25 protein-coding genes are annotated in these 24237 nt (G+C 60.7%); all 25 read left to right on the forward strand.

Annotation, left to right across the window (positions count from 1 at the left end; all coding sequences use genetic code 11):
• Positions 1–7 precede the first annotated feature (7 nt).
• The 25 genes from fliH to motD all read left to right on the forward strand — a co-directional run bounded on the left by fliH (position 8) and on the right by motD (position 24207).
• Complete coding sequence (gene fliH / locus QNH97_RS07665) at positions 8–853, forward strand: flagellar assembly protein FliH (protein ID WP_283556300.1); 846 nt, start codon at positions 8–10, stop codon at positions 851–853.
• Entirely contained in the window at positions 843–2201 is a 1359-nt protein-coding gene (fliI, locus tag QNH97_RS07670) for a flagellar protein export ATPase FliI (protein WP_025212501.1), read from the forward strand. The genes fliH and fliI overlap by 11 nt, the downstream gene beginning before the upstream one ends.
• Positions 2202–2207: 6 nt before the next feature.
• Entirely contained in the window at positions 2208–2657 is a 450-nt protein-coding gene (fliJ, locus tag QNH97_RS07675) for a flagellar export protein FliJ (RefSeq protein WP_283556301.1), read from the forward strand.
• Between the two features lie 103 nt (positions 2658–2760).
• On the forward strand, positions 2761–3066 hold the full coding sequence (locus tag QNH97_RS07680; RefSeq protein ID WP_283556302.1) for an STAS domain-containing protein: 306 nt from the start codon (positions 2761–2763) through the stop codon (positions 3064–3066).
• Positions 3067–3071: 5 nt separating this feature from the next.
• The gene (locus tag QNH97_RS07685; RefSeq protein ID WP_283556303.1) at positions 3072–4778 is read left to right on the forward strand and encodes an ATP-binding SpoIIE family protein phosphatase; all 1707 of its coding nucleotides are present in this window, start codon (positions 3072–3074) and stop codon (positions 4776–4778) included.
• A 30-nt stretch (positions 4779–4808) separates the two neighbouring features.
• Complete coding sequence (locus QNH97_RS07690; RefSeq protein ID WP_283556304.1) at positions 4809–5153, forward strand: Hpt domain-containing protein; 345 nt, start codon at positions 4809–4811, stop codon at positions 5151–5153.
• 88 nt (positions 5154–5241) lie between these two features.
• On the forward strand, positions 5242–6603 hold the full coding sequence (locus QNH97_RS07695; RefSeq protein ID WP_283556305.1) for a flagellar hook-length control protein FliK: 1362 nt from the start codon (positions 5242–5244) through the stop codon (positions 6601–6603).
• 230 nt (positions 6604–6833) lie between these two features.
• On the forward strand, positions 6834–7337 hold the full coding sequence (gene fliL / locus QNH97_RS07700) for a flagellar basal body-associated protein FliL (RefSeq protein ID WP_013692537.1): 504 nt from the start codon (positions 6834–6836) through the stop codon (positions 7335–7337).
• A gap of 9 nt (positions 7338–7346) precedes the next feature.
• Positions 7347–8315 (forward strand): flagellar motor switch protein FliM, encoded by a 969-nt coding sequence (gene fliM / locus QNH97_RS07705; protein ID WP_283556306.1) that lies wholly within the window; start codon positions 7347–7349, stop codon positions 8313–8315.
• Between the two features lie 71 nt (positions 8316–8386).
• Positions 8387–8845 (forward strand): flagellar motor switch protein FliN, encoded by a 459-nt coding sequence (fliN, locus tag QNH97_RS07710; protein WP_283556307.1) that lies wholly within the window; start codon positions 8387–8389, stop codon positions 8843–8845.
• A 27-nt stretch (positions 8846–8872) separates the two neighbouring features.
• Positions 8873–9286 (forward strand): flagellar biosynthetic protein FliO, encoded by a 414-nt coding sequence (fliO, locus tag QNH97_RS07715; RefSeq protein ID WP_283557439.1) that lies wholly within the window; start codon positions 8873–8875, stop codon positions 9284–9286.
• Positions 9286–10035, forward strand: coding sequence for a flagellar type III secretion system pore protein FliP (gene fliP / locus QNH97_RS07720; RefSeq protein WP_283556308.1), 750 nt, complete (start codon positions 9286–9288; stop codon positions 10033–10035). The genes fliO and fliP overlap by 1 nt, the downstream gene beginning before the upstream one ends.
• Before the next feature lie 23 nt (positions 10036–10058).
• The gene (gene fliQ / locus QNH97_RS07725; RefSeq protein ID WP_003184009.1) at positions 10059–10328 is read left to right on the forward strand and encodes a flagellar biosynthesis protein FliQ; all 270 of its coding nucleotides are present in this window, start codon (positions 10059–10061) and stop codon (positions 10326–10328) included.
• Between the two features lie 10 nt (positions 10329–10338).
• Positions 10339–11115: a flagellar biosynthetic protein FliR gene (fliR, locus tag QNH97_RS07730; RefSeq protein WP_502944532.1), complete on the forward strand. Its 777-nt coding sequence runs from the start codon at positions 10339–10341 to the stop codon at positions 11113–11115.
• A gap of 3 nt (positions 11116–11118) precedes the next feature.
• Complete coding sequence (flhB, locus tag QNH97_RS07735; RefSeq protein ID WP_283556310.1) at positions 11119–12255, forward strand: flagellar biosynthesis protein FlhB; 1137 nt, start codon at positions 11119–11121, stop codon at positions 12253–12255.
• Between the two features lie 315 nt (positions 12256–12570).
• Complete coding sequence (gene flhA / locus QNH97_RS07740; protein ID WP_283556311.1) at positions 12571–14700, forward strand: flagellar biosynthesis protein FlhA; 2130 nt, start codon at positions 12571–12573, stop codon at positions 14698–14700.
• An 11-nt stretch (positions 14701–14711) separates the two neighbouring features.
• The gene (gene flhF / locus QNH97_RS07745) at positions 14712–16061 is read left to right on the forward strand and encodes a flagellar biosynthesis GTPase FlhF (protein WP_283556312.1); all 1350 of its coding nucleotides are present in this window, start codon (positions 14712–14714) and stop codon (positions 16059–16061) included.
• Positions 16062–16177: 116 nt separating this feature from the next.
• Positions 16178–17008 (forward strand): flagellar synthesis regulator FleN, encoded by an 831-nt coding sequence (fleN, locus tag QNH97_RS07750; protein ID WP_003184001.1) that lies wholly within the window; start codon positions 16178–16180, stop codon positions 17006–17008.
• Positions 17005–17748, forward strand: a complete 744-nt coding sequence (gene fliA, locus QNH97_RS07755; protein ID WP_003184000.1) for an RNA polymerase sigma factor FliA — start codon at positions 17005–17007, stop codon at positions 17746–17748. Before fleN ends, fliA begins: the two co-directional genes overlap by 4 nt.
• Before the next feature lie 166 nt (positions 17749–17914).
• Complete coding sequence (locus QNH97_RS07760) at positions 17915–18286, forward strand: chemotaxis response regulator CheY (RefSeq protein ID WP_003183998.1); 372 nt, start codon at positions 17915–17917, stop codon at positions 18284–18286.
• An 18-nt stretch (positions 18287–18304) separates the two neighbouring features.
• Positions 18305–19090, forward strand: coding sequence for a protein phosphatase CheZ (locus QNH97_RS07765; protein ID WP_283556313.1), 786 nt, complete (start codon positions 18305–18307; stop codon positions 19088–19090).
• A gap of 30 nt (positions 19091–19120) precedes the next feature.
• A complete protein-coding gene (locus tag QNH97_RS07770) occupies positions 19121–21391 on the forward strand; it encodes a chemotaxis protein CheA (protein WP_283556314.1) in 2271 nt (756 codons plus the stop codon).
• Between the two features lie 48 nt (positions 21392–21439).
• A complete protein-coding gene (locus QNH97_RS07775) occupies positions 21440–22567 on the forward strand; it encodes a protein-glutamate methylesterase/protein-glutamine glutaminase (RefSeq protein ID WP_283556315.1) in 1128 nt (375 codons plus the stop codon).
• Positions 22567–23307 (forward strand): flagellar motor protein, encoded by a 741-nt coding sequence (locus QNH97_RS07780; protein WP_283556316.1) that lies wholly within the window; start codon positions 22567–22569, stop codon positions 23305–23307. The genes QNH97_RS07775 and QNH97_RS07780 overlap by 1 nt, the downstream gene beginning before the upstream one ends.
• A 15-nt stretch (positions 23308–23322) precedes the next feature.
• Positions 23323–24207 carry a flagellar motor protein MotD gene (gene motD, locus QNH97_RS07785; protein WP_283556317.1) on the forward strand — a complete coding sequence of 295 codons (885 nt, stop codon included), beginning with the start codon at positions 23323–23325 and terminating at the stop codon, positions 24205–24207.
• Positions 24208–24237 lie beyond the last annotated feature (30 nt).

Here is a 24237-nt window from a genome sequence, read left to right on the forward strand (position 1 = left end):
GGTTGTTATGTCTGCCAAGAGCGATGAGTCACCCAGCGACCTGATCCGCGCCCGGGACGTCGGTGGTTTCGACGTCTGGTCGTTGCCCAGCTTCGATCCCCATGTGCCCGAGCCTGAGCCCGCGCCGGTGGAGGAACTGCCGGAGATGGAGGAGGTGCCGCTGGAGGAAGTCCAGCCACTGACCCTGGAAGAAGTCGAGAGCATTCGCCAGGAGGCCTACAACGAAGGCTTCGCCATTGGTGAGAAAGAAGGCTTCCACAGCACCACGCTCAAGGTCCGTCAGGAAGCCGACGTGGCGCTGACGGCCAAGCTGCGGGCGTTGGAATCGCTGATGCACAACCTGTTCGACCCTATCGCCGAGCAGGACACCCAGATCGAGAAATCACTGGTGGATTTGGTGCAGCACATCGCCAAACAGGTGATCCAGCGTGAATTAGCCATCGACTCGAATCAGATCGAACATGTCATGCGCGAAGCCCTCAAGCTGTTGCCGCTCGGCGTGGGCAATGTGCGGTTGTACATCAATCCTCAGGATTTCGAGCTGGTCAAAGCCTTGCGCGAGCGTCATGAAGAAACCTGGCGCATCGTCGAGGATGTTGCATTGCTGCCCGGCGGTTGCCGCGTGGAAACCGAGCACAGCCGTATCGATGCGACGGTTGAAACCCGCATCAGTCAGGTCATGGCCAAGCTGTTCGATCAATTGCACGAACAGGCCCTGCACCCAGCCGCTGCCGACTTGAGCCTGGAGTTGCCGGACGAGCCGTTGATCGCCGCTGATAACGATCTGGGCGATGGGGCAGCGGATACCTCTGAAGTGAATGTTCCTGCGCTGGACGGCCGCGATGCGCCTTGAGCGAACCAGTTTCGGCAAGCGCCTGGGCAGTTACGCCGAGGCCACCGAGTTGGCCGGCCAGCCGATCCTGGAGGGGCGCCTGCTGCGCATGGTCGGGTTGACCCTTGAAGCCGAAGGCTTGCGGGCTGCCATGGGCAGTCGCTGCATGGTGATCAACGACGACAGCTACCACCCGGTGCAGGTCGAAGCCGAAGTCATGGGCTTTTCCGGCAGCAAGGTATTTTTGATGCCGGTGGGCAGTGTCGCCGGCATTGCACCTGGCGCGCGCGTGGTGCCCCTGGCTGATACAGGTCGATTGCCCATGGGCATGGGCATGCTCGGGCGCGTGCTGGACGGGGCCGGACGTGCCTTGGACGGCAAGGGCGGGATGAAGGCCGAAGACTGGGTACCGATGGACGGCCCGACGATCAACCCCCTAAAGCGCGATCCCATCAGCGTACCGCTGGACGTGGGCATTCGTTGCATCAACGGTTTATTGACGGTTGGGCGTGGCCAGCGTCTGGGCCTGTTCGCCGGTACCGGGGTCGGTAAGAGTGTGCTGCTGGGCATGATGACCCGTTTCACTGAAGCCGACATCATCGTGGTGGGGCTGATCGGCGAGCGGGGTCGCGAGGTGAAGGAATTCATCGAGCACATCCTGGGCGAAGAAGGGCTCAAGCGTTCGGTGGTCGTGGCCTCGCCGGCGGACGATGCACCGCTGATGCGGCTGCGGGCCGCCATGTACTGCACACGCATTGCCGAGTACTTCCGCGACAAGGGCAAGAACGTCCTGTTGCTGATGGATTCGCTGACTCGTTTCGCCCAGGCCCAGCGGGAAATCGCCCTGGCCATTGGCGAACCACCCGCCACCAAGGGCTATCCGCCTTCGGTATTTGCCAAACTGCCGAAACTGGTGGAGCGCGCCGGTAACGCGGAAAAGGGCGGCGGCTCGATCACGGCGTTTTATACCGTGCTGTCTGAAGGCGACGACCAGCAGGATCCGATTGCCGACTCCGCGCGTGGCGTACTCGACGGGCACATCGTGCTGTCCAGGCGCCTGGCCGAGGAAGGGCATTACCCGGCCATCGACATCGAGGCGTCCATCAGCCGGGTCATGCCGTCGGTCATCAGTGCCGAGCACATGAAGCGTGCCCAGCAGTTCAAGCAGTATTGGTCGCGCTATCAGCAAAGCCGTGACCTGATCAGCGTCGGCGCCTATGTGCCTGGCGGTGACCGTGAGACCGACACCGCCATCAATCTTTATCCGGCCATGGCCGTCTACTTGCGCCAGAGCCTGAACGACAACATCGGCATGGGCGCCAGCGAAGCGCACCTGCAGAGCATTTTCACCCCGGTCGCAGGCACGTAACCGGCCATGGCCACGAGTCGCGCGGCGCGCCTGGCACCCGTAGTGGACATGGCGGAAAAGGCCGAGAAAACCGCTGTCCAGCGTTTGGCGTATTTCCAAGGGCAGGTCAAGGTTGCCGAGAGCAAACTGGCGGACCTCGAAAACTTCCGTCTCGAGTATCAGGAACAATGGATCGCCCGTGGCAGCCATGGGGTTTCCGGGCAGTGGCTGCTGGGTTACCAAGGGTTTCTTGCGCAATTGGGCACCGCTATCGACCAGCAGCGCCAAAGCCTGGTCTGGCACCAGAACAACCTGGAAAAAGCCCGTCAGAGCTGGCAGGAAGCCTTCGCGCGGGTCGAAGGGCTGCGCAAACTGGTGCAGCGCTACATTGACGAGGCGCGGCGCCTGGAAGACAAGCGTGAGCAGAAACTGCTGGATGAGTTGTCCCAGCGTCTGCCGCGTCAGGACCCGTATTGATCATTGCGCCAGGGTTTTGTCGGCTCAATGATCCAAAACCTTGCTCAGACCTCTACCAGATGCTAAACCTTGTACACGTATGTCCATGACAAGGAAGCCAACTATGTCAGTTGTTACCGAAGTATCCGACGATGGGAAAAAACTGACGATTTCGGTCGAAGGTCGATTCGATTTCGGACGGCATCAGGAGTTTCGTGAGTCCTACGAGAGGCTTAATACAAAGCCTGATTCCATTGTGGTGGACCTGAAGAAAGCCACTTATCTGGACAGCTCTGCCTTGGGCATGCTCTTGCTGTTGCGTGATCATGCCGGTGGCGACGAGTCGGACATCCGGGTCGTCAACAGCAGCAGCGACGTCAAGAAAATTCTCGCGATCTCCAACTTCGACAAGCTGTTCGACATCAGTTGATCACCATGCAATCGTCGTCGGAGCCGCTGACGGTCCTGATTGCCGAAGACAGTGCCGCTGACCGACTGCTGCTGTCGACTATTGTCCGCCGCCAGGGCCATCACGTGCTCACTGCGGCTGACGGCGCCGAGGCGGTGGACGTCTATCTGGAGCAGCGCCCACACCTGGTGTTGATGGATGCGATGATGCCGGTGATGGACGGCTTCGAAGCTGCGCAAAAAATCAAGCAGTTGGCCGGGGACCAGTTGGTCCCGATCATTTTCCTCACGTCGTTGACCGAAAGCGAAGCCTTGGCCCGTTGCCTGGAGGCTGGCGGCGACGATTTCCTGGCCAAACCCTATAACCAAGTGATCCTGGCCGCCAAGATCAAGGCCATGGACCGCTTGCGTCGATTGCAAGCCACCGTCGTGGAGCAGCGTGACCAGATTGCCCGGCACCATGACTACCTGCTCAACGAGCAGCGGGTCGCCAAGGCCGTGTTCGACAAGATCGCCCATTCCGGCTGCCTGAGCGCGCCGAACATCCGTTACCTGCAATCGCCCTATGCCTTGTTCAACGGCGATTTGTTGTTGGCCGCGTTCAATCCGGCTGGCGACATGCACATCCTTTTGGGCGATTTCACCGGCCATGGCCTGCCGGCGGCGGTCGGCGCTATGCCGCTGGCGGAGGTGTTCTACGGGATGACCGCCAAGGGCTACGGCCTGGCGCAGATCCTGCGGGAGATGAATGCCAAGCTCAAACGCATTCTGCCGGTGGATATGTTCTGTTGCGCGACGCTACTGTGCCTGAGCTTCGAGCGTTGTACGGTGGAGGTCTGGAATGGCGGCATGCCCGATGGTTACCTGCATGACAGCCTCACTGGCGTGCGTACGCCGTTGCCGGCGCGGCACCTGCCATTGGGCGTGCTCAAGCCTCAGTTATTCGATGACCGCACCGAAGTGCACCCGATGGCGCTGGGGGACCGGGTATTCCTGTTGTCCGACGGTGTGATCGAGACCAGCGACGATAATGACCAACCGTTTGGAGTGGAGGGGCTGCAGCAGGTGTTTGCGCAGAACCGTGAGCCCGACCGTCTTTTTGAAGATATTCAGCAGGCGCTTCGGGATTTTCGCGGCGAGGCCCGGGACGACTTCAGCATGGTGGAGGTGCGCCTGGTCGCCCCAGGGCAACTCAACCCGCCGCCGCCGGTCTATTCCGATAGCGGGCAATCCAGCCCGCTGGACTGGTCGGTGAGCTTCGAGTTTCGAGCGCAGACGCTCAAGCGGTTCAACCCCATGCCGTACCTATTGCAGTTGCTGCTTGAGGTTCATGGGCTCAGAGCCCAGAGTGGTGCCCTGTACAGCGTCATGTCCGAACTCTATTCCAATGCGTTGGAGCACGGAGTGCTGGGGCTTGATTCGAGCATCAAGCATGACGCGTCGGGTTTTGCGCAGTACTACAAGGAGCGCAACAGGCGTCTGGACGAGCTGAGTGATGGTCACGTGCGGGTGCATTTGCACGTGACCCCCCACGGTGACGGTGGTTGCCTGGTCGTCGAGGTGGAGGACAGCGGCCAGGGTTTCGATGTCGCCCGGGTGCTGGCGCGGCCGCTGGACAGTGATCGATTATCCGGTCGGGGCCTGAGTCTGGTGCGGCAGTTGAGCCATCAGGCCTGTTGGTCCGACGATGGTCGTAGTGCCAGCGTGAAGTTTTTCTGGGAGGCTCTGGCATAATCGGGCCATTCTTGATCAGGGAGCGAACAAGTGAGTGAGATTCATCTGGACCGCGATGTGCTCAGCACATTGAAGGAAGTCATGGAAGATGGGTATCTGGAGTTGCTGGATACTTTCCTCAACGATTCCGAAGCCCGCCTGCGTGTGCTGCATGAGGCCCGGGACGCTGAAAAGCTGAGCGCCACGGCCCACAGCTTCAAGGGCAGTAGCAGCAATATGGGCGCCATCCGCCTGGCCGAGCTGTGCGGAGAGTTGGAACAGCGTGCCAAGCAGCCGTCATTGGGCGGTATCGAGAAACTGGTCAGCGAAATCGACAGTGAGTTCGCCCATGTTCGAATCCTTTGCAGGGAAGAGCGCGAAGGCTTTCGCTGCTGAGAACCGAGCGCTGTGCAGACGTTGGCCCGCCCCTTGCATTGTCCTCTTCCGACTGTACCTATGATTCCAGTGCAGCGGAGATCTTTTTATGCCCGTTATGCCCAATACACTGCTCCAGGCCAATGCCCAGGCCAAGCCTCAGGCCACCGTCAATTCACCGGCAGCGGCCCCGGACCTCGGGAATAAAGCCTCCAACTTCGCGCAGGTCTTCGCCCAGCAGGCGCCCGCCAAATCATCGGCAGCCCCTGAGCCAACGGTGAAACAGGTACGCGACAAGTCTTCCGACAACACCGTCAAAAAGGACAACGGCAACGAAACCGCTGCCGCCCCGGAACCGACGGTTGCCGATAGCGGCAAACCCTTGCCCGCTGACAACCCGGCCACTGCCGGCGACAAGCCATCCAGTGACGACAGCAGCGACAAAGCTGAAACTCCGGTGGCGGAGGCTGTTCCTGGCGACCCGACACTTGATCCTGCGTTGCTCCCGGAGGTGGTTGCGCCAGTCGCTACCGTTGAAGCGGCGCCCGCGCCTGTGGTGGTCACGACTGAGCCCCAAGTAGCGGCTACGGTGTCTGGCCCGGTGGCTCCCGCGCCAGTTGCTGCCCCCGTGGTCGATCCAGGGTTCGACCCCCAGGCCGATCCGCTCGATGCATTGCCGGCCTTGCGGTTGGCGATGGAGCAGGGCGGTCATGTTTCCGCTTCCAGTCAGGCGCAGTCTAAAACCGCTGCGGCGGCATCGCTCGACGGTGAGCCGACTTCGGCCCAGACGTTTGCCGCAGGCATGGCGAGCATGCTCACTGTGCAAGCCGATCAGAACAGCACCGAATCCGGCAGCCAGGGCGGCGACAAAGCATTCAGCGGCTTGATCAGCGACGGCCTCAAGGACCTGACCGCCGCTTCCAGTGACACCCGTGTGGACGATTTCGCCAACCGCCTGGCGGCGCTGACCCAGGCTGCCACGCCAAAGACGGCCAACGCGGTGCCGGTCAACCAGCCCATCGCGATGAATCAGAGTGGTTGGACTGAAGAAGTGGTCAACCGGGTGATGTACCTGTCCAGCGTCAATCTCAAGGCGGCCGACATCCAGTTGCAACCCGCCGAACTCGGGCGCCTGGATATCCGGGTGAACATGGTTCCGGACCAGCAGACCCAGGTTACCTTCATGAGCGCCCATCCTGGCGTGCGCGAGGCCCTCGAAGGCCAGATGCATCGCCTGCGGGACAGCTTTGCCCAGCAGGGCATGGGCCAGGTCGACGTCAGCGTGTCCGATCAGTCTCGCGGCTCGCAGAACCCGGATCAGCAAGCGCAGCAGCAGGCACAGGCCGGCCGTGTCACATCGAGTGGTGGGCGGGTGGATGCGGCAGATGAAAACCTGCCGGCCAGTATCGCTGAAGTTGCGGCCGCCACCACCAGCGTCATCGGCTCCAGCGCGGTCGATTTCTACGCCTGATCCCATGATGTCCCCTGTGGGGGCGAGCTTGCTCGCGATAGCGTCGGTTCAGTCAACACGCCAGTGACTGATAACACGCTATCGCGAGCAAGCTCGCTCCCACAGTGTTTTTTGTATAGTCGCAAAACCCCGTAGCGCCCACCATCCCGCTCTCAGACACTTCTGGCATAACACTTGCTCCAGCCTTGCCGTGCAACAGTGAAAACCCCGATTAGTGACGGATTATTGGCATGGCGAAGAGTGAAGCAGCAGCTGTAAAAGACCCTGCAACCAAAGGCAAGCTCAAGCTGATCATCATGATCGTGGTGGGTTTGCTCCTGGCGATCGGTGTGTCCGTGGGGGCGACCTGGTATTTCATGCACAGCGCTCAAAGCAAGCCTGCGGTGGCGGTAGAAGCCGCGCCGGTGGGTAAGCAGCCGGCGATTTTCGAGCCCATGGCACCGGCCTTCGTGGCCAACTACACCCAGAACGGTCGTCAACGCTACATGCAGGTGAGCATTACCCTGCTGGGCCGCAATCAGGCTGACCTGGAAGCGCTGCGGGTGCACATGCCGCTGATCCGCAATAACCTGGTGATGCTGTTTTCCGGACAGAATTTCGACACCCTGGCCACTCCAGTCGGCCAGGAAATGCTGCGTCAGAAAGCCACGGCCAGCGTGCAGGAAGTGGCTCAGAAAGAGCTCGGCAAAGTGGTGATCGAACAGTTGCTTTTCACTAACTTCGTATTGCAGTAGGAACACGACATGGCCGTGCAGGACCTGTTGTCCCAGGACGAAATCGACGCGCTGCTGCATGGTGTCGACGATGGCCTGGTGCAAACCGAAAACGCTGCTGAACCGGGCAGCGTCAAAAGCTACGACCTGACCAGCCAGGATCGCATCGTTCGCGGACGGATGCCGACCCTGGAAATGATCAACGAGCGTTTCGCCCGGTACACCCGTATCAGCATGTTCAATATGTTGCGCCGTTCGGCCGATGTGGCCGTCGGTGGTGTACAGGTGATGAAGTTCGGTGAATACGTGCACTCGCTGTACGTGCCCACCAGCCTCAACCTGGTGAAGATCAAGCCATTGCGCGGCACGGCGCTGTTCATCCTCGACGCCAAACTGGTGTTCAAGCTGGTGGACAACTTCTTTGGCGGCGACGGTCGTCACGCCAAGATCGAGGGCCGTGAATTCACCCCGACCGAGCTGCGGGTGGTGCGCATGGTGCTGGAGCAGGCCTTCGTCGATCTGAAGGAAGCCTGGCAGGCGATCATGGAAGTGAACTTCGAGTACATCAACTCGGAAGTGAACCCGGCCATGGCCAACATCGTCGGCCCGAGCGAAGCCATTGTGGTCTCGACGTTCCACATTGAACTCGACGGCGGTGGCGGCGACCTGCACGTGACCATGCCGTACTCGATGATCGAGCCGGTGCGCGAAATGCTCGACGCCGGTTTCCAGTCGGACCTCGACGACCAGGACGAGCGCTGGATCAACGCTTTGCGCCAGGACGTGCTGGATGTCGACGTGCCGATCGGCGCGACGGTCGCCCGCCGTCAGTTGCGCCTGCGGGACATCCTGCACATGCAGCCGGGGGACATCATTCCCGTCGAAATGCCCGATGAGATGATCATGCGCGCCAATGGCGTGCCGGCCTTCAAGGTCAAGATGGGCTCTCACAAAGGCAACCTGGCATTGCAGGTGATCGAGCCGATCGAACGCCGCTGAGCGGTGTCGAACGCCTAAGTTTGTAACGGAATTTAACGTTTTATCTGATTTTTGCCCGCCGAGGACACATGATGGCTGACGATATGAATACCCAGGATGACCAGGCGCTGGCCGACGAATGGGCTGCGGCCCTGGAAGAAACCGGCGATGCCGGGCAAGCCGACATCGATGCCTTGCTGGCGGCCGACACCGGCGCTCACGCGTCCAGCCGCCTGCAGATGGAAGAGTTCGGCAGCGTGCCGAAAAATCATGAGCCGGTGACGCTCGATGGTCCCAACCTGGATGTAATCCTTGACATCCCCGTGTCGATTTCCATGGAAGTGGGCAGCACCGACATCAACATTCGTAACCTGCTGCAGCTCAACCAGGGTTCTGTGATCGAGCTGGACCGCCTGGCCGGTGAACCACTGGACGTGTTGGTCAATGGCACCCTGATCGCCCACGGCGAAGTAGTGGTGGTCAACGAGAAGTTCGGCATCCGCCTGACGGATGTGATCAGCCCGAGCGAACGCATCAAGAAGCTGCGCTGAGTGAAAGGTTTCTTCGCAGCAGCCTTGATGCTGCCGTTCAGCGTGCTGGCAGCCGAACCGGTTGCCACGGCCGCCGCTGCGCCGGCAGTTGGCAGCAGTGGCATCGCCGGGCAATTGGCGCAGCTGGTGCTCGGCCTGTTGCTGGTGTTGGGCTTGATCTTCTTGCTCGCCTGGCTATTGCGACGGGTGCAGCAGGCGGGGCCGGCTGGCAAAGGGCAGGTCATCGACATCGTCGGTTCCCGCGCGCTTGGCCCGCGAGACCGGCTGGTGCTGGTGCAGGTCGGCAACGAGCAGATTTTGCTGGGCTTGAGCCCGGGCACCATTACTGCGTTGCACGTGCTCAAGGAGCCGGTGCAGGTGCCCTCCGCCGAGCAGGCCACCCCCGAATTTGCCCAGCGCCTCATGGAGCTGCTGGGTAAAGATCAGAAGGATAAAAAGTAATGCCGTTGCGCATTCTGTTGGCGCTGGCCCTGATGCTGGCCGCGCCGCTGGCGTTCGCCGCCGACCCGCTGTCGATCTCGGCGATTACCCTCGGCACCAATGCCGAAGGGGCTCAGGAGTACTCGGTCAGTCTGCAGATCCTGCTGATCATGACCGCGCTGAGTTTCATCCCGGCGTTCGTCATGCTGATGACCAGTTTTACCCGGATCATCATCGTCTTTTCGATCCTGCGCCAGGCCTTGGGCCTGCAGCAGACACCGTCTAACCAGATCCTCACCGGCATGGCGCTGTTCCTGACCATGTTCATCATGGCCCCGGTTTTCGATCGGGTGAATCAGGATGCACTGCAACCGTACCTGGCGGAAAAACTTACCGCCCAGGACGCGGTGGCCAAGGCCGAAGTGCCGATCAAGGATTTCATGCTGGCCCAGACCCGCAGCAGCGATCTGGAACTGTTCATGCGCCTGTCCAAGCGCACCGACATCGCCAGTCCCGATCAGGCCCCCTTGACCATCCTGGTACCAGCGTTCGTGACATCCGAGCTGAAAACCGCATTCCAGATCGGTTTCATGATTTTCATCCCGTTCCTGATCATCGACCTGGTGGTCGCCAGCGTGCTGATGGCCATGGGTATGATGATGCTGTCGCCGCTGATCATTTCCCTGCCGTTCAAGATCATGCTGTTCGTGCTGGTGGACGGTTGGGCGCTGATCATCGGCACCCTGGCGGGCAGTTTCGGCGGTGTTTAGCCCATTTGTGCGGGTAGGAAGATATGACGCCTGAAGTAGCGGTAGACCTGTTCCGCGAAGCACTCTGGTTGACGACCATGATGGTCGCCATCCTGGTGATCCCCAGCCTGTTGGTGGGATTGCTGGTGGCAATGTTCCAGGCCGCGACCCAGATCAACGAGCAGACCTTGAGCTTCCTGCCGCGCCTGCTGGTGATGCTGGTCACGCTGATTGTCGCCGGCCCTTGGCTGGTGCAAACCTTCATGGAATACATCCTGCAGTTGTACGGCAGTATTCCGCAGTTGATCGGCTGACCGCATGTCGATGCTCGCGCTGACGGACACCCAGATCAGTACCTGGGTGGCGTCATTCATACTGCCGCTGTTTCGCGTCACCGCGGTGCTGATGAGCATGCCGGTGTTTGGTACGACCCTGGTGCCGACCCGTGTACGGCTGTATTTCGCCTTGGCAATCACGGTGGTCATCGTGCCTGGGTTGCCGCCGATGCCGCCCGTCAATGCCTTGGATCTCAGCGCTCTGATGCTGATAGCCGAGCAGATTCTTATCGGTGTCTTGATGGGCTTTTCGCTGCAGCTGTTTTTCCAGGCATTCGTGGTGGCGGGCCAGATCATTTCGATCCAGATGGGCATGGCCTTCGCGTCCATGGTCGACCCGACCAATGGCGTGACGACGGCGGTGATCGGGCAGTTACTGACGATGCTGGTGACGCTGCTGTTCCTCGCCATGAATGGGCATCTGGTGGTATTCGAGGTGTTGACCGAGAGCTTCACCACCTTGCCGGTGGGCAGCGCCTTGCTGGTCAATCATTTCTGGGAGATTGCCGGTAAGCTCGGTTGGGTTCTGGGCTCAGCGATGGTGCTGGTATTGCCTGCGATCACCGCGTTGCTGGTGGTTAACATCGCCTTTGGCGTGATGACCCGGGCGGCGCCGCAACTGAACATTTTTTCCATTGGTTTCCCGTTGACCCTTGTGCTGGGCATGGTGATTTTCTGGATCAGCCTGGGGGATATTCTCAACCAGTATCAGCCGCTGGCCACCCAGGCGTTGCAGCTGTTACGCGACATGGCACAGGCGCGCTGAACCATGGCCGAGAGCGAGAGTGGCCAGGACAAGACAGAAGACCCCACGGAGAAGCGTAAGAAGGAGTCTCGGGAAAAGGGTGAGATCGCCCGCTCCAAGGAACTCAATACGCTGGCGGTGATGCTGGCCGGGGCAGGCGGGTTGCTGATTTATGGTGGCGGGTTGGCCTTGGACCTGCTGGAAATCATGCGGCTGAATTTCTCTTTGCCCCGCGAAGTGCTGCTGAGTCCGGGAGCGATGGGGCAGTATCTGCTGCACTCGGGAAAAATTGCGATCCTGGCGGTGCAGCCAGTCCTGATCTGCTTGTTGCTGGCTGCCATCATTGGCCCGATTTCCCTCGGTGGCTGGCTTTTCGCCGGCAAGAGCCTGGCCCCTAAGTTCAGCCGGATGAATCCGGCTGCTGGCATCAAGCGCATGTTTTCTACCACGGCGCTGATGGAGCTGCTCAAGGCTTTCGGGAAATTCCTGCTGATTCTATTTGTGGCGCTCACCGTGTTGCAGGCCGACATCGATGACCTGCTGCGCATCGCCCATGAGCCGCTGGAGCTGGCCATCATCCATAGCGTGCAACTGGTGGGTTGGAGCACGTTGTGGATGGCCTGTGGCCTGATCCTCATCGCTGCCATCGACGTGCCGATCCAGCTGTATCAAAGCAAGCAGAAGCTGATGATGACCAAGCAGGAAATACGCGACGAACACAAGGATTCGGAGGGTAAGCCGGAGGTCAAGCAGCGGATTCGCCAGTTGCAGCGTGAGGTGTCCCAGCGGCGCATGATGGCGGCGATTCCCGACGCCGATGTGGTCATTACCAACCCGACTCACTATGCCGTGGCGCTCAAATACGACCCCGACAAAGGCAACGCCCCGGTGTTGCTGGCCAAGGGCAGTGACTTCCTGGCGCTGAAAATCCGTGAAATTGCCGTGGCCAATGGAGTGATGCTGCTCGAATCCCCGGCCCTGGCGCGGTCGATCTACTACTCCACTGAGCTCGACCAGGAAATCCCGGGCGGCCTGTACCTGGCCGTGGCCCAGGTACTGGCCTACGTCTACCAGATCCGCCAACACCGCGCGGGCAAGGGCAAGCGGCCCGATCCGCTCAAGGATTTGCCGATTCCGCCGGATTTGCGGCGCGATTCATGAGTCTGGCTATCGGCAGCAGTTGAATCAGGCGCAAGAACCTGTGGCGAGGGGATTTATCCCCGCTGGCCGCGAAGCGGCCCCAAACCAGACCTACTCAATTCGCCTGGCATACCTGAATATCCCAGATTCAGGGGCCGCTTCGCAGCCCATCGGGGATAAATCCCCTCACCACAGGTTCTGCGTCCGGCGGGACATGATTTTCCCTGTAACGCTCTCCATTCCTGCCCCCGACCAAAGTTGGAAGGCTTCTTGCAACGCCCCGTCTGCGCCCGTTTCGGGCGTCAAAAGTTTGCTTCACAGGCACGGGGAATATTGGTGGATCGCTCTCAGTTACTCAGCACCGCGCGCAGCAACGTAGCAGACCTCAGTCGGGGCAATCTGGGCGTGCCGCTGTTGCTGCTGGTCATGCTCGCCATGATGATGCTGCCAGTGCCGCCGTTCCTGCTGGACGTGTTCTTCACGTTCAACATCGCCCTGTCGATCGTGGTACTGCTGGTGTGCGTCTACGCCCTGCGGCCGTTGGATTTCGCGGTATTCCCGACCATTCTGCTGGTGGCGACGTTGATGCGCCTGGCGTTGAACGTGGCATCGACCCGGGTGGTCATGCTCCACGGCCAGGACGGTCACGCCGCCGCCGGTAAGGTGATCCAGGCTTTTGGCGAGGTAGTGATCGGCGGTAACTACGTGGTCGGTATCGTGGTCTTCGCCATTTTGATGATCATCAACTTCGTCGTGGTGACCAAGGGCGCCGGGCGGATTTCCGAGGTGAGCGCGCGTTTCACCCTCGATGCGATGCCTGGCAAGCAAATGGCGATCGACGCCGACCTCAACGCCGGCCTGATTGACCAGGGCCAGGCCAAGCTGCGTCGCCTGGAAGTGGCCCAGGAAGCCGAGTTCTACGGTTCCATGGACGGTGCCAGCAAATTCGTACGCGGTGACGCCATCGCCGGCCTGCTGATTCTGTTCATCAACCTGATCGGCGGCATGGCCGTCGGTATCTTTCAACACAACATGACCTTCGGCGACGCCGGCAAGGTTTACGCCCTGCTGACTATCGGTGACGGTTTGGTGGCGCAATTGCCATCACTGTTGTTATCCACAGCTGCCGCGATCATGGTGACCCGCGCTTCGGGTTCCGAAGACATGGGCAAGCAGATCGGCCGGCAGATGTTCGCCTCGCCCAAGGCCCTGGCGGTTGCCGCCGGCCTGATGGCGGTGATGGGCCTGGTGCCCGGCATGCCGCACTTTTCCTTCCTGAGCATGGCGGCCCTGGCGGCGGGTGGTGCCTACCTGTTCTGGAAGAAGCAGAACGTGCAGAAGGTCCAGGCCCTGCAAGAGGTCAAGCGCCAGCAGGAACTGCTGCCATCGCCGGCCCGCGCCATGGAAACCAAGGAGCTGGGCTGGGACGACGTGACGCCAATCGACATGATCGGCCTGGAAGTCGGTTACCGCCTGATCCCATTGGTCGACCGTAACCAGGGAGGGCAGTTGCTGGCGCGAATCAAGGGCGTGCGCAAGAAGTTGTCCCAGGATTTGGGTTTCCTGATGCCCACCGTGCATATCCGCGACAACCTCGACCTGGCGCCTAGCGCCTATCGCCTGACGCTGATGGGCGTGATCCTGGCCGAGGCCGAGATCTACCCGGACCGCGAGCTGGCGATCAACCCGGGGCAGGTCTACGGCTCGCTCAACGGCATTACCGCCAAGGATCCGGCTTTTGGCCTGGAAGCGGTGTGGATCGAAATCAGCCAGCGAGCCCAGGCTCAGTCCCTTGGCTACACCGTGGTGGACGCCAGTACCGTCGTGGCGACCCACTTGAACCAGATTCTGTACAAGCACTCCAGCGAGCTGATTGGCCACGAAGAAGTCCAGCAACTCCTGCAAGTACTGGCCAAAGGCTCGCCGAAGCTGGCTGACGAGCTGGTGCCGGGCGTGGTGTCGTTGTCGCAGTTGCTCAAGGTGTTGCAGGCGCTGCTGGCCGAACAGGTGCCCGTACGCGACATTCGCAGCATTGCCGAGGCTATCGCCAACAACGCCTCCAAGAGTCAAGATACCGCCGCCCTGGTGGCTGCGGTTCGGGTCGGCGTATCCCGCGCAATCGTCCAAAGCATTGTAGGCACTGAGTCTGAGCTGCCTGTGATCACTCTGGAACCAAGGTTGGAACAGATATTGCTCAATAGTCTGCAGAAGGCAGGACAAGGCTCGGAAGAGGGTGTTCTGCTGGAGCCAAGCATGGCCGAGAAGCTGCAGCGTTCGCTGATTGATGCAGCCCAGCGGCAGGAGATGCAAGGCCAACCGGTGATCCTGCTGGTGGCCGGACCGATTCGCGCGATGCTCTCGCGATTCGGTCGCCTCGCGGTCCCGGGGCTGCATGTGCTGGCGTACCAGGAAATACCGGACAACAAGCAAGTGACCATCGTTGCGACAGTAGGGCCCAACGGCTGAGGTAGTGGTTTATGCAAGTGAAGCGTTTTTTCGCCGCCGATATGCGTCAGGCCATGAAGCTGGTTCGTGACGAGCTGGGCGCTGAAGCAGCCATCATTGGCAATCGCCGGATCGCTGGCGGTGTCGAGTTGACGGCGGCCCTGGATTACAAATTGTCGGCGCTGGCCCCGCGCGTTCCGAACATGGAACTCGAGGACGAGCTGCGCAAGACCCAATCGCGTATCGCCAGCGCCCAGGCCGAATTGAGCCTGCGCAGCAGCGAAGGCCAGGCCAGCGCGGGCACCAACCGTCAATTGTTCGCCGGTCAGCCGCTGACTGCCGGCCTGCCGTTGACCGCTGCCGAACCGCTGGTCGAGCAGGCCCAGGTCGAGCCGCGTCGTGTGGCACCGGCTCCGGCCGCGCCAAGCGCTGGTATCGATCCACGTGCCCTGGACTCGATGCGCTTTGAACTCAACAGCCTGCGTGAACTGATGGAAGTTCAGCTCGGCTCCCTGGCGTGGAACCAGCTGCAAGGCAGCCGTCCGGCCCAGGCCAACCTGTGGCGTCGCCTGCAACGCATCGGCCTGTCCGGTCCGTTGTCCCGCGACCTGCTGGCGCTGATCAACGGTATCGAAGAGCCTCGCCAGGCCTGGCGCATGTTGCTGGCGCACCTGGCGCGGATGATTGCTACGCCGGAAGTCGAGCCGCTGGAAGAGGGTGGAGTGATTGCGATGGTCGGCCCTGCCGGCATGGGCAAGACCACCACCCTGGCCAAGCTTGCGGCCCGTTATGTACTCAAGTACGGCGCCCAGAGCATTGCCCTGGTGAGCATGGACAGTTTCCGTATCGGCGCACAGGAACAACTCAAGACCCTGGGCCGGATCCTCAATGTGTCGGTGACCCATGTGGACCCGGGCCAGTCCCTGGCCCAGGCGCTGGAACCGTTGCTGCGCAAGCGCGTCGTGCTGATCGATACCGCCGGCCTGCAAGCCAGCGATCCGGCCCTGCGCATGCAGCTCGAAAGCCTGGCTGGGCGCGGCATTCGGTCAAAAAATTATCTCGTGTTGGCAACCACCAGCCAAAAGCAGGTTCTAACCGCCGCATACCACAGCTACAAACGCTGCGGGCTGGCCGGTTGCATCCTGACTAAGCTGGACGAAACGGCAAGCCTGGGCGAGGTGTTGAGCCTGGCGATCGGTCATGAACTACCGGTGGCCTACCTGACCGACGGACCGCGGATCCCGGATGATTTGCATCTGCCGCGCCGTCATCAACTGGTCAGTCGTGCCGTGAGTGTGCAAATGCAGGAAGAACCCAGCGAGGAAGCCATGGCTGACATGTTCGCTGATATCTACCACAGCCCGACCAAGCAGGTCGGCTGAGGTAATCATGAATATTTTTTGTACCTACATCGATGGTCTGCCATGCATTGTTCAGAATGTGAACGCGCAGCCAGTAATGTGGCCTCCGTCTAAGTAAGACAAGGTAAAGAACGAACATGGGCAGCATGCATCCCGTACAGGTGATCGCGGTGACCGGCGGCAAAGGTGGCGTCGGGAAGACTAACGTGTCAGTGAACTTGTCCCTGGCTCTGGCAGAGCTTGGCCGACGGGTCATGCTGCTGGACGCCGACCTGGGGTTGGCGAACGTCGATGTGCTGCTGGGGCTCACACCCAAGCGCACGCTGGCGGACGTCATCGAAGGTCGCTGCGAACTGCGCGACGTGCTGCTGCAGGGGCCGGGCGGTATTCGCATCGTGCCGGCTGCCTCTGGCACCCAGAGCATGGTTCATCTGACCCCGGCCCAGCACGCTGGCCTGATCCAGGCCTTCAGCGACATCGGTGACAACCTCGATGTGCTGGTGATCGATACGGCTGCCGGTATCGGTGACTCGGTCGTCAGTTTCGTCCGCGCCGCCCAGGAAGTGCTGCTGGTGGTCTGCGACGAACCGACGTCTATCACCGACGCCTACGCCCTGATCAAATTATTGAACCGTGACTACGGCATGAACCGCTTCCGCGTCCTGGCCAACATGGCCCAGAGCCCGCAGGAAGGGCGCAATCTGTTCGCTAAGTTGACGAAGGTCACGGATCGTTTCCTGGATGTTGCCCTACAGTACGTCGGCGCAGTGCCCTACGACGAAAGCGTACGCAAGGCCGTCCAGAAGCAACGCGCCGTTTATGAAGCCTTTCCCCGTTCCAAATGTGCGCTGGCGTTCAAGGCTATCGCCCAAAAGGTGGATACCTGGCCACTGCCGGCCAACCCTCGCGGGCATCTGGAATTTTTCGTCGAGCGTCTTGTGCAACAAACAGCAGGGCCCGTGCTATGACTGCCAGCGGTTACAACCATCTCTACAAAAAATCGGCACGGGACGCCCAATACGAACTGATCGAGCGTTATGCGCCCCTGGTCAAGCGTATCGCCTATCACTTGCTGGCGCGGTTGCCGGCCAGTGTTCAGGTCGAGGACTTGATCCAGGCCGGCATGATCGGCCTGCTCGAAGTGTCGAACAAATACGACGCGAGCAAGGGCGCCAGTTTCGAGACGTATGCCGGTATTCGCATCCGTGGGGCGATGCTCGATGAAGTCCGCAAGGGCGATTGGGCGCCGCGTTCGGTGCACCGTAATACCCGTATGGTCAGTGATGCGATTCGCGCTATTGAAGCTAAAACCGGGCGTGACGCTAAAGATCACGAGGTTGCGGCCGAACTCCAATTGAGTCTCGATGATTATTACGGGATTTTGAACGATACCTTGGGCAGTCGCCTGTTCAGTTTCGACGACCTGCTGCAGGACGGCGAACACGAAGGGCTGCACGAGGACGGCGCGAGTGCTCACATGGAGCCATCGCGTGACCTGGAAGATGAACGTTTCCAGAGCGCGCTGGCGGATGCGATTGCCAATTTGCCGGAGCGTGAGCGACTGGTCTTGGCGCTGTACTACGACGAAGAGCTGAACCTCAAGGAAATCGGTGAGGTCCTGGGGGTCAGCGAATCGCGGGTCAGCCAGTTACACAGCCAGTGCGCGGCCCGTTTGCGGGGGCGTTTGGGGGAGTGGCGAGCGCGCTGATTGCAGTGTGGGGACACTGCGAACGGGGCTGGTTTGGCATGCATTGCGCCAGTCTCCATCCGTTGTGCTCCAGACCGTTGTCGAGTGTTGTGCCGGATTGATTGAAATGGCGCGTTCAGGTGCTGGGCGCGTTTAAGACTGCTTGGAGGTCGAATTGGACAAGAACATGAAAATCCTCATCGTTGATGACTTCTCAACGATGCGGCGGATCATAAAAAACCTGTTGCGTGACCTTGGGTTCACCAACACGGTCGAGGCCGACGATGGCACCACTGCCATTCCGGTCCTCAACAGCGGGAGCATCGACTTTCTGGTGACTGACTGGAACATGCCCGGCATGACCGGTATCGACTTGCTGCGCCATGTGCGCGCCGACGAAAAACTCAAGCACCTTCCCGTGCTGATGGTGACTGCCGAAGCCAAGCGCGAGCAGATCATCGAAGCGGCTCAGGCCGGTGTAAACGGCTATGTGGTCAAACCCTTCACGGCCCAGGCGTTGAAAGAGAAGATCGAGAAAATCTTCGAACGCATCGGTTAACCGCGACACGGGGGAGCTATGGATAACGAATCTTCAATGGGCGATTTTGAATCGACCCTGAAAAAACATGCCCGCGAACTGGTCGACAGCCTTGAAAAAGGCCGTTTTGGCGACGCGGTTCAAATGATCCATGAGCTCAACCAGACCCGTGACCGTGGTCTGTATCAGGAAGTGGGCAAGCTCACGCGTGAACTGCACAGCGCGATTGTCAATTTCCAGATCGACCCGCATATGCCGCAGGCCGAGGAAGTCTCGCAGATCACCGACGCCACCGAGCGCCTGGGTTATGTGGTCAAGCTGACCGAGGCCGCAGCCAACCGCACCATGGACCTGGTGGAAAGCGCAACGCCGCTGGTCAATGGTCTGAGCGAGGAAGCCCAGGCCTTGAGCACCGACTGGGGCCGGTTCATGCGTCGCGAAGTCGGCGCTGAAGAGTTTCGCGAGCTGGCCCGTCGGGTCGACGGTTTCCTGACGCGTAGCAGCACCGATAACCGTGCGGTAGCAAGCAATCTCAACGACATTCTGCTGGCTCAGGACTATCAAGACCTGACCGGTCAGGTGATCAAGCGCGTGACCCAATTGGTCACCGAAGTGGAAAGCAATCTGCTCAAACTGGTGTTGATGGCCAGCCAGGTCGACCGCTTTGCAGGCATCGAACACGACCGTGAAGCGATCCTTGCTGAAAAAGATCCACAAAAACATCTCTCGCAGGGTGAAGGTCCGCAGATTCATGCCGATAAAAGAGAAGACGTTATGTCCGGTCAGGACGATGTGGACGATTTGCTGTCCAGCCTTGGATTCTGAGTTTTAGCCCTGTTTTAGGAGCAGCCATTAATGAGCTTCGGCGCCGATGAAGAGATCCTTCAGGATTTCCTGGTTGAGGCCGGCGAGATTCTAGAGCAACTGTCTGAGCAACTGGTCGAGCTGGAAAGCCGACCGGATGATGCAGACTTGCTCAATGCAATTTTTCGCGGTTTCCACACTGTAAAAGGAGGCGCCGGCTTCCTCCAGCTCAATGAGCTGGTGGAGTGCTGCCACATTGCCGAGAACGTGTTCGACATCCTGCGCAAGGGTGAACGCCGCGTTGATTCGGAACTGATGGATGTGGTGCTTGAAGCACTGGATGCGGTCAACAGCATGTTCACCGAAGTGCGCGAGCGCTCGCCGATCACCGCTGCCACCCCTGAGTTGCTCGCCGCGCTGGCACGCCTGGCGGAGCCGCAATCGGCTGACGAAGCCGCTCCGGTTGCCGAGGCGGCCGTTGAAGAACCGGTCGCCGAGGAATCGGGCGACATCACCGATAACGAATTTGAACAGTTGCTGGACTCGTTGAACGCCGTCAAGGCCCAAGCCGAGGCCCCTGCTGCGCCGGTAGCCCCTGCTGCTCCGGCCGCCAGTGCGACTGCCGCCGGCAGTGATGAAATCACCGACGACGAGTTCGAGTCGTTGCTCGATCAGTTGCATGGCAAAGGCCAGTTCGCTCCAGATGCAGTCGTTCCAGCGGCGGCCCCGGCCGCCCCGAAAGCGGCGGGCGACAACTCCGACATCACCGACGACGAATTCGAAGCCTTGCTCGATCAGTTGCACGGCAAGGGCACGTTTGCCGTTGACGCGCTGGATTCGGCCATCGCTTCCGCGCCAAAGCCGGCCAAGCCGGCTGCCGCCGCGGCTGGCAGCGACCTGATCAGCGACCACGAATTCGAATCGCTGCTCGATGAACTGCACGGCAAAGGCAAGTTCACTGAAGTCGGTACGGCTGCCGCAGCACCTGCCGCTGCCGCGTCGGTGGCCAAGGCTGCGCCAAAGCCGGCTGCCAAAGCTCCCGAGCCCAAGGCTGAGACACCCAAGGCCGAAACCCCCAAGCCTGCCCCGGCTGCTGCTCCTGCAGCCGCCCGTGCTCCTGCGGCGGCGCCAGCGGAAAAACCGGCCAGCGAAGCCGAGACCACGGTTCGGGTCGACACTGCACGCCTGGACGAGATCATGAACATGGTCGGCGAACTGGTGCTGGTGCGTAACCGCCTGGTGCGCCTGGGCCTCAACAGCCAGGACGAAGCCATGTCCAAGGCCGTGTCGAACCTCGACGTGGTCACGGCCGATCTGCAGACGGCGGTCATGAAGACCCGGATGCAGCCAATCAAGAAAGTCTTCGGGCGTTTCCCACGCCTGGTTCGTGACCTGGCTCGCCAGCTCAAGAAAGAAATCAACCTGGAACTGGTGGGTGAAGAAACCGACCTGGACAAGAACCTTGTCGAGGCCCTGGCTGACCCACTGGTCCACTTGGTGCGCAACGCGGTCGACCACGGCATCGAATCGCCGGAAGAGCGTGAAGCGTCGGGCAAGGTTCGTAGCGGTAAGGTGATCCTGGCTGCCGAGCAGGAGGGCGACCACATCCTGCTGTCGATCTCCGACGACGGTAAAGGCATGGACCCGAACGTGCTGCGTTCCATCGCGGTGAAACGCGGTGTGATGGACAAGGATGCCGCCGACCGCCTGAGCGACACCGAGTGCTACAACCTGATCTTCGCCCCGGGCTTCTCGACCAAGACCGAGATTTCCGACGTATCGGGCCGTGGCGTGGGCATGGACGTGGTGAAAACCAAGATTTCCCAGCTCAACGGTTCGATCAACATTTACTCGACCAAGGGCCAGGGCTCGAAGATCGTCATCAAGGTCCCGCTGACCCTGGCGATCATGCCGACCCTGATGGTGATGCTGGGCAACCAGGCGTTCGCCTTCCCGCTGGTCAACGTCAACGAAATCTTCCACCTCGACCTGTCGCGCACCAACGTGGTGGACGGCCAGGAAGTGGTGATCGTTCGGGACAAGGCACTTCCGCTGTTCTACCTCAAGCGCTGGCTGGTCAGCTCTGCGGCTCATGTGGAGCAGGGCGAAGGCCACGTGGTGATCCTTTCGGTGGGCACCCAGCGGATCGGCTTCGTGGTCGACCAGTTGGTGGGCCAGGAAGAAGTGGTCATCAAGCCGTTGGGCAAGATGCTCCAGGGCACCCCGGGCATGTCCGGCGCCACCATCACCGGCGACGGTCGCATCGCGTTGATTCTCGATGTGCCAAGCATGCTCAAGCGTTACGCCGCTCGGCGTATTTGATTCTGGAGGGGCGTGGCCCAGCGCCGCGCCTCGTCTAACGGAGTGTTTATGGTAGTTAAAGTCCTGGTGGTGGACGATTCGGGTTTTTTCCGCCGCCGTGTCTCGGAAATTCTTTCGGCGGACACGAGTATTCAAGTCGTCGGTACGGCGACTAACGGCAAAGAGGCAATCGATCAGGCGCTGGCGCTCAAGCCAGACGTGATCACCATGGACTATGAGATGCCGATGATGGATGGCATCACGGCCGTGCGGCACATCATGCAGCGCTGCCCGACCCCCGTATTGATGTTCTCGTCCCTGACCCATGAAGGCGCCCGGGTAACCCTCGATGCGCTGGACGCCGGGGCGGTGGATTTCCTGCCGAAGAACTTCGAAGACATTTCGCGCAACCCTGACAAGGTTCGGCAGTTGCTGTGCGAGAAGGTCCATAGCATTTCCCGCAGCAACCGGCGTGTCGGTGCCTACAGCGCGCCTGCTCCGGCTCCTGCGCCCAGCCCTGCGCCAGCCCCGGCGGCGTCGGGCGGTTTCAATCCTGCACCCGTGCGCAGCGCGCCTGCGCCTGCGCCAACTCGGTCGGCGCCCGCCAGTACATCGTCACCGGCACCCAAGCGCAAAGCCTACAAGCTGGTCGCTATCGGTACGTCCACCGGTGGCCCGGTGGCGCTGCAACGGGTCCTGACCCAGTTGCCGGCCAATTTTCCGGCCCCCATCGTGCTGATCCAACACATGCCCGCCGCCTTCACCAAGGCTTTCGCCGAGCGTCTGGACAAGCTGTGCAACATCAGTGTCAAGGAAGCCGAGGATGGTGACATCCTGCGCCCTGGCCTGGCATTGCTGGCGCCCGGTGGCAAGCAGATGATGATCGATGGCCGCGGCGCGGTGAAAATCCTGCCGGGCGACGAGCGTTTGAACTACAAGCCTTGTGTGGACATTACCTTCGGTTCCGCAGCCAAGTCCTACGGTGACAAAGTTCTGGCGGTGGTACTCACCGGCATGGGCGCTGACGGTCGTGAAGGCGCGCGTCTGCTCAAGCAGGGCGGCAGTGCGATCTGGGCCCAGGACGAAGCCAGCTGCGTGATCTACGGCATGCCAATGGCCATCGTGAAAGCGGACCTCGCCGACGCGGTGTACGGGCTGGATGACATCGGCAGACACCTGGTCGAGGCGTGCCTGTAATGGATGTGCTCAGCCTGATCGGCATCGTCATGGCGTTTGTCGCCATCATTGGCGGTAATTATCTGGAAGGCGGTCACCTGGGCGCGCTGGCCAACGGCCCGGCGGCGTTGATCGTGGTGGGTGGCACCGTCGGTGCCGCGTTGTTGCAGTCGCCCATGAGTGCTTTCAAGCGTGCCATGCAGGTGCTGATCTGGATTCTGTTCCCGCCGCGCGTGGACTTGGCCGGCGGTATCGATCGGGTGGTGAACTGGAGCCTGACCGCGCGTAAGGAAGGCTTGCTGGGCCTGGAAGGGGTGGCCGATGCCGAACCCGACAGCTACTCGCGCAAGGGCCTGCAGTTGCTAGTCGACGGTGCCGAGCCAGAAGCCATCCGCAGCATCCTGGAAGTGGATTTCTACACCCAGGAGAGCCGCGACATCGAAGCGGCCAAAGTTTTCGAAAGCATGGGCGGCTATGCGCCGACCATCGGCATCATCGGTGCGGTGATGGGCCTGATTCATGTGATGGGCAACCTGGCCGATCCGTCGCAACTGGGCAGCGGCATCGCCGTGGCCTTCGTTGCCACGATCTATGGCGTGGCGAGTGCCAACCTGGTGTTGTTGCCGATCGCCGCCAAGCTCAAGTCCATCGCGTTGCGCCAGTCGCGGTATCGCGAAATGTTGCTGGAAGGGATCCTGTCGATCGCCGAAGGTGAAAACCCGCGTTCCATTGAGTTGAAGCTCCAGGGCTTCATGGACTGATGGGGGATATGGAAAATGGCACGTCGCAGGCATCGTGAAGAACACGTCAATCATGAACGCTGGCTGGTGTCCTACGCCGACTTCATCACGCTGTTGTTCGCCTTCTTCGTGGTCATGTATTCGATCTCGTCGGTCAACGAGGGCAAATACAAGGTGATTTCCGAGGCGCTGATCGGTGTGTTCACTGATTCCGACCGTGCCCTCAAGCCCATCCCCATTGGCGATGAACGGCCCAAGACAACGACGCCGGCCAAGCCGCTGGTCAGGGATGCCGAGCAGATCGATGCCGGTATCGCAGGTGGCAGCGACCCGCTGAAAAGCATCGCCGACGACATCAGCGCGGCGTTTGGCGACCTGATCAGCTCCAGCCAGATGACGGTGCGCGGCAATGAGTTGTGGGTCGAGATCGAACTCAACTCCAGCCTGTTGTTCGGCAGCGGCGATGCCATGCCCAGCGACATGGCGTTCAACATCATCGATAAGGTGGCGGCGATCCTGAAACCGTTCGACAACCCGATCCATGTCGAAGGCTTCACTGACGACCAACCCATCCGTACCGCGCAGTACCCAACCAACTGGGAGCTGTCCTCGGCCCGTTCGGCGAGTATCGTGCGCATGCTGGCGATGCAGGGTGTGAACCCCGGTCGCCTGGCGTCGGTGGGCTATGGCGAGTTCCAGCCGGTGGCCAATAACGCCACGGCCGAGGGGCGTGCACGTAACCGTCGCGTGGTGCTGGTGGTGTCGCGAAACCTCGATGTGCGCCGCAGCCTGACCGGTACCGGTACGGCTAATGCAAAGCCGGACGCAGCATTGAAGCGTGCTGGCACACAAACTGCACCGACCTCGGTCAAGTCGCCGGGACGACAGAGCTCCGTCAATTCTCCGTCACCCGCTTTATAACCGAGCTATTTCTCGGCCGAGTCTGTTTCG

The sequence above is a fragment of the Pseudomonas sp. G2-4 genome (assembly GCF_030064125.1).
In the GTDB taxonomy this organism is placed as follows: domain Bacteria; phylum Pseudomonadota; class Gammaproteobacteria; order Pseudomonadales; family Pseudomonadaceae; genus Aquipseudomonas.

Coding starts and splice junctions, on each gene's coding strand:
- fliH (WP_283556300.1), top strand. CDS start 8: ATGTCTGCCAAGAGCGATGAGTCACCCAGCGACCTGATCCGCGCCCGG.
- fliR (WP_502944532.1), top strand. CDS start 10,339: ATGCTCGCGCTGACGGACACCCAGATCAGTACCTGGGTGGCGTCATTC.
- fliM (WP_283556306.1), top strand. CDS start 7,347: ATGGCCGTGCAGGACCTGTTGTCCCAGGACGAAATCGACGCGCTGCTG.
- motD (WP_283556317.1), top strand. CDS start 23,323: ATGGCACGTCGCAGGCATCGTGAAGAACACGTCAATCATGAACGCTGG.
- QNH97_RS07760 (WP_003183998.1), top strand. CDS start 17,915: ATGAAAATCCTCATCGTTGATGACTTCTCAACGATGCGGCGGATCATA.
- fliQ (WP_003184009.1), top strand. CDS start 10,059: ATGACGCCTGAAGTAGCGGTAGACCTGTTCCGCGAAGCACTCTGGTTG.
- QNH97_RS07680 (WP_283556302.1), top strand. CDS start 2,761: ATGTCAGTTGTTACCGAAGTATCCGACGATGGGAAAAAACTGACGATT.
- fliO (WP_283557439.1), top strand. CDS start 8,873: ATGCTGCCGTTCAGCGTGCTGGCAGCCGAACCGGTTGCCACGGCCGCC.
- fliJ (WP_283556301.1), top strand. CDS start 2,208: ATGGCCACGAGTCGCGCGGCGCGCCTGGCACCCGTAGTGGACATGGCG.
- fliP (WP_283556308.1), top strand. CDS start 9,286: ATGCCGTTGCGCATTCTGTTGGCGCTGGCCCTGATGCTGGCCGCGCCG.
- QNH97_RS07770 (WP_283556314.1), top strand. CDS start 19,121: ATGAGCTTCGGCGCCGATGAAGAGATCCTTCAGGATTTCCTGGTTGAG.
- QNH97_RS07765 (WP_283556313.1), top strand. CDS start 18,305: ATGGATAACGAATCTTCAATGGGCGATTTTGAATCGACCCTGAAAAAA.
- fliI (WP_025212501.1), top strand. CDS start 843: ATGCGCCTTGAGCGAACCAGTTTCGGCAAGCGCCTGGGCAGTTACGCC.
- QNH97_RS07695 (WP_283556305.1), top strand. CDS start 5,242: ATGCCCGTTATGCCCAATACACTGCTCCAGGCCAATGCCCAGGCCAAG.
- flhB (WP_283556310.1), top strand. CDS start 11,119: ATGGCCGAGAGCGAGAGTGGCCAGGACAAGACAGAAGACCCCACGGAG.
- flhF (WP_283556312.1), top strand. CDS start 14,712: ATGCAAGTGAAGCGTTTTTTCGCCGCCGATATGCGTCAGGCCATGAAG.
- QNH97_RS07685 (WP_283556303.1), top strand. CDS start 3,072: ATGCAATCGTCGTCGGAGCCGCTGACGGTCCTGATTGCCGAAGACAGT.
- fliL (WP_013692537.1), top strand. CDS start 6,834: ATGGCGAAGAGTGAAGCAGCAGCTGTAAAAGACCCTGCAACCAAAGGC.
- fliA (WP_003184000.1), top strand. CDS start 17,005: ATGACTGCCAGCGGTTACAACCATCTCTACAAAAAATCGGCACGGGAC.
- QNH97_RS07780 (WP_283556316.1), top strand. CDS start 22,567: ATGGATGTGCTCAGCCTGATCGGCATCGTCATGGCGTTTGTCGCCATC.
- QNH97_RS07775 (WP_283556315.1), top strand. CDS start 21,440: ATGGTAGTTAAAGTCCTGGTGGTGGACGATTCGGGTTTTTTCCGCCGC.
- fleN (WP_003184001.1), top strand. CDS start 16,178: ATGGGCAGCATGCATCCCGTACAGGTGATCGCGGTGACCGGCGGCAAA.
- fliN (WP_283556307.1), top strand. CDS start 8,387: ATGGCTGACGATATGAATACCCAGGATGACCAGGCGCTGGCCGACGAA.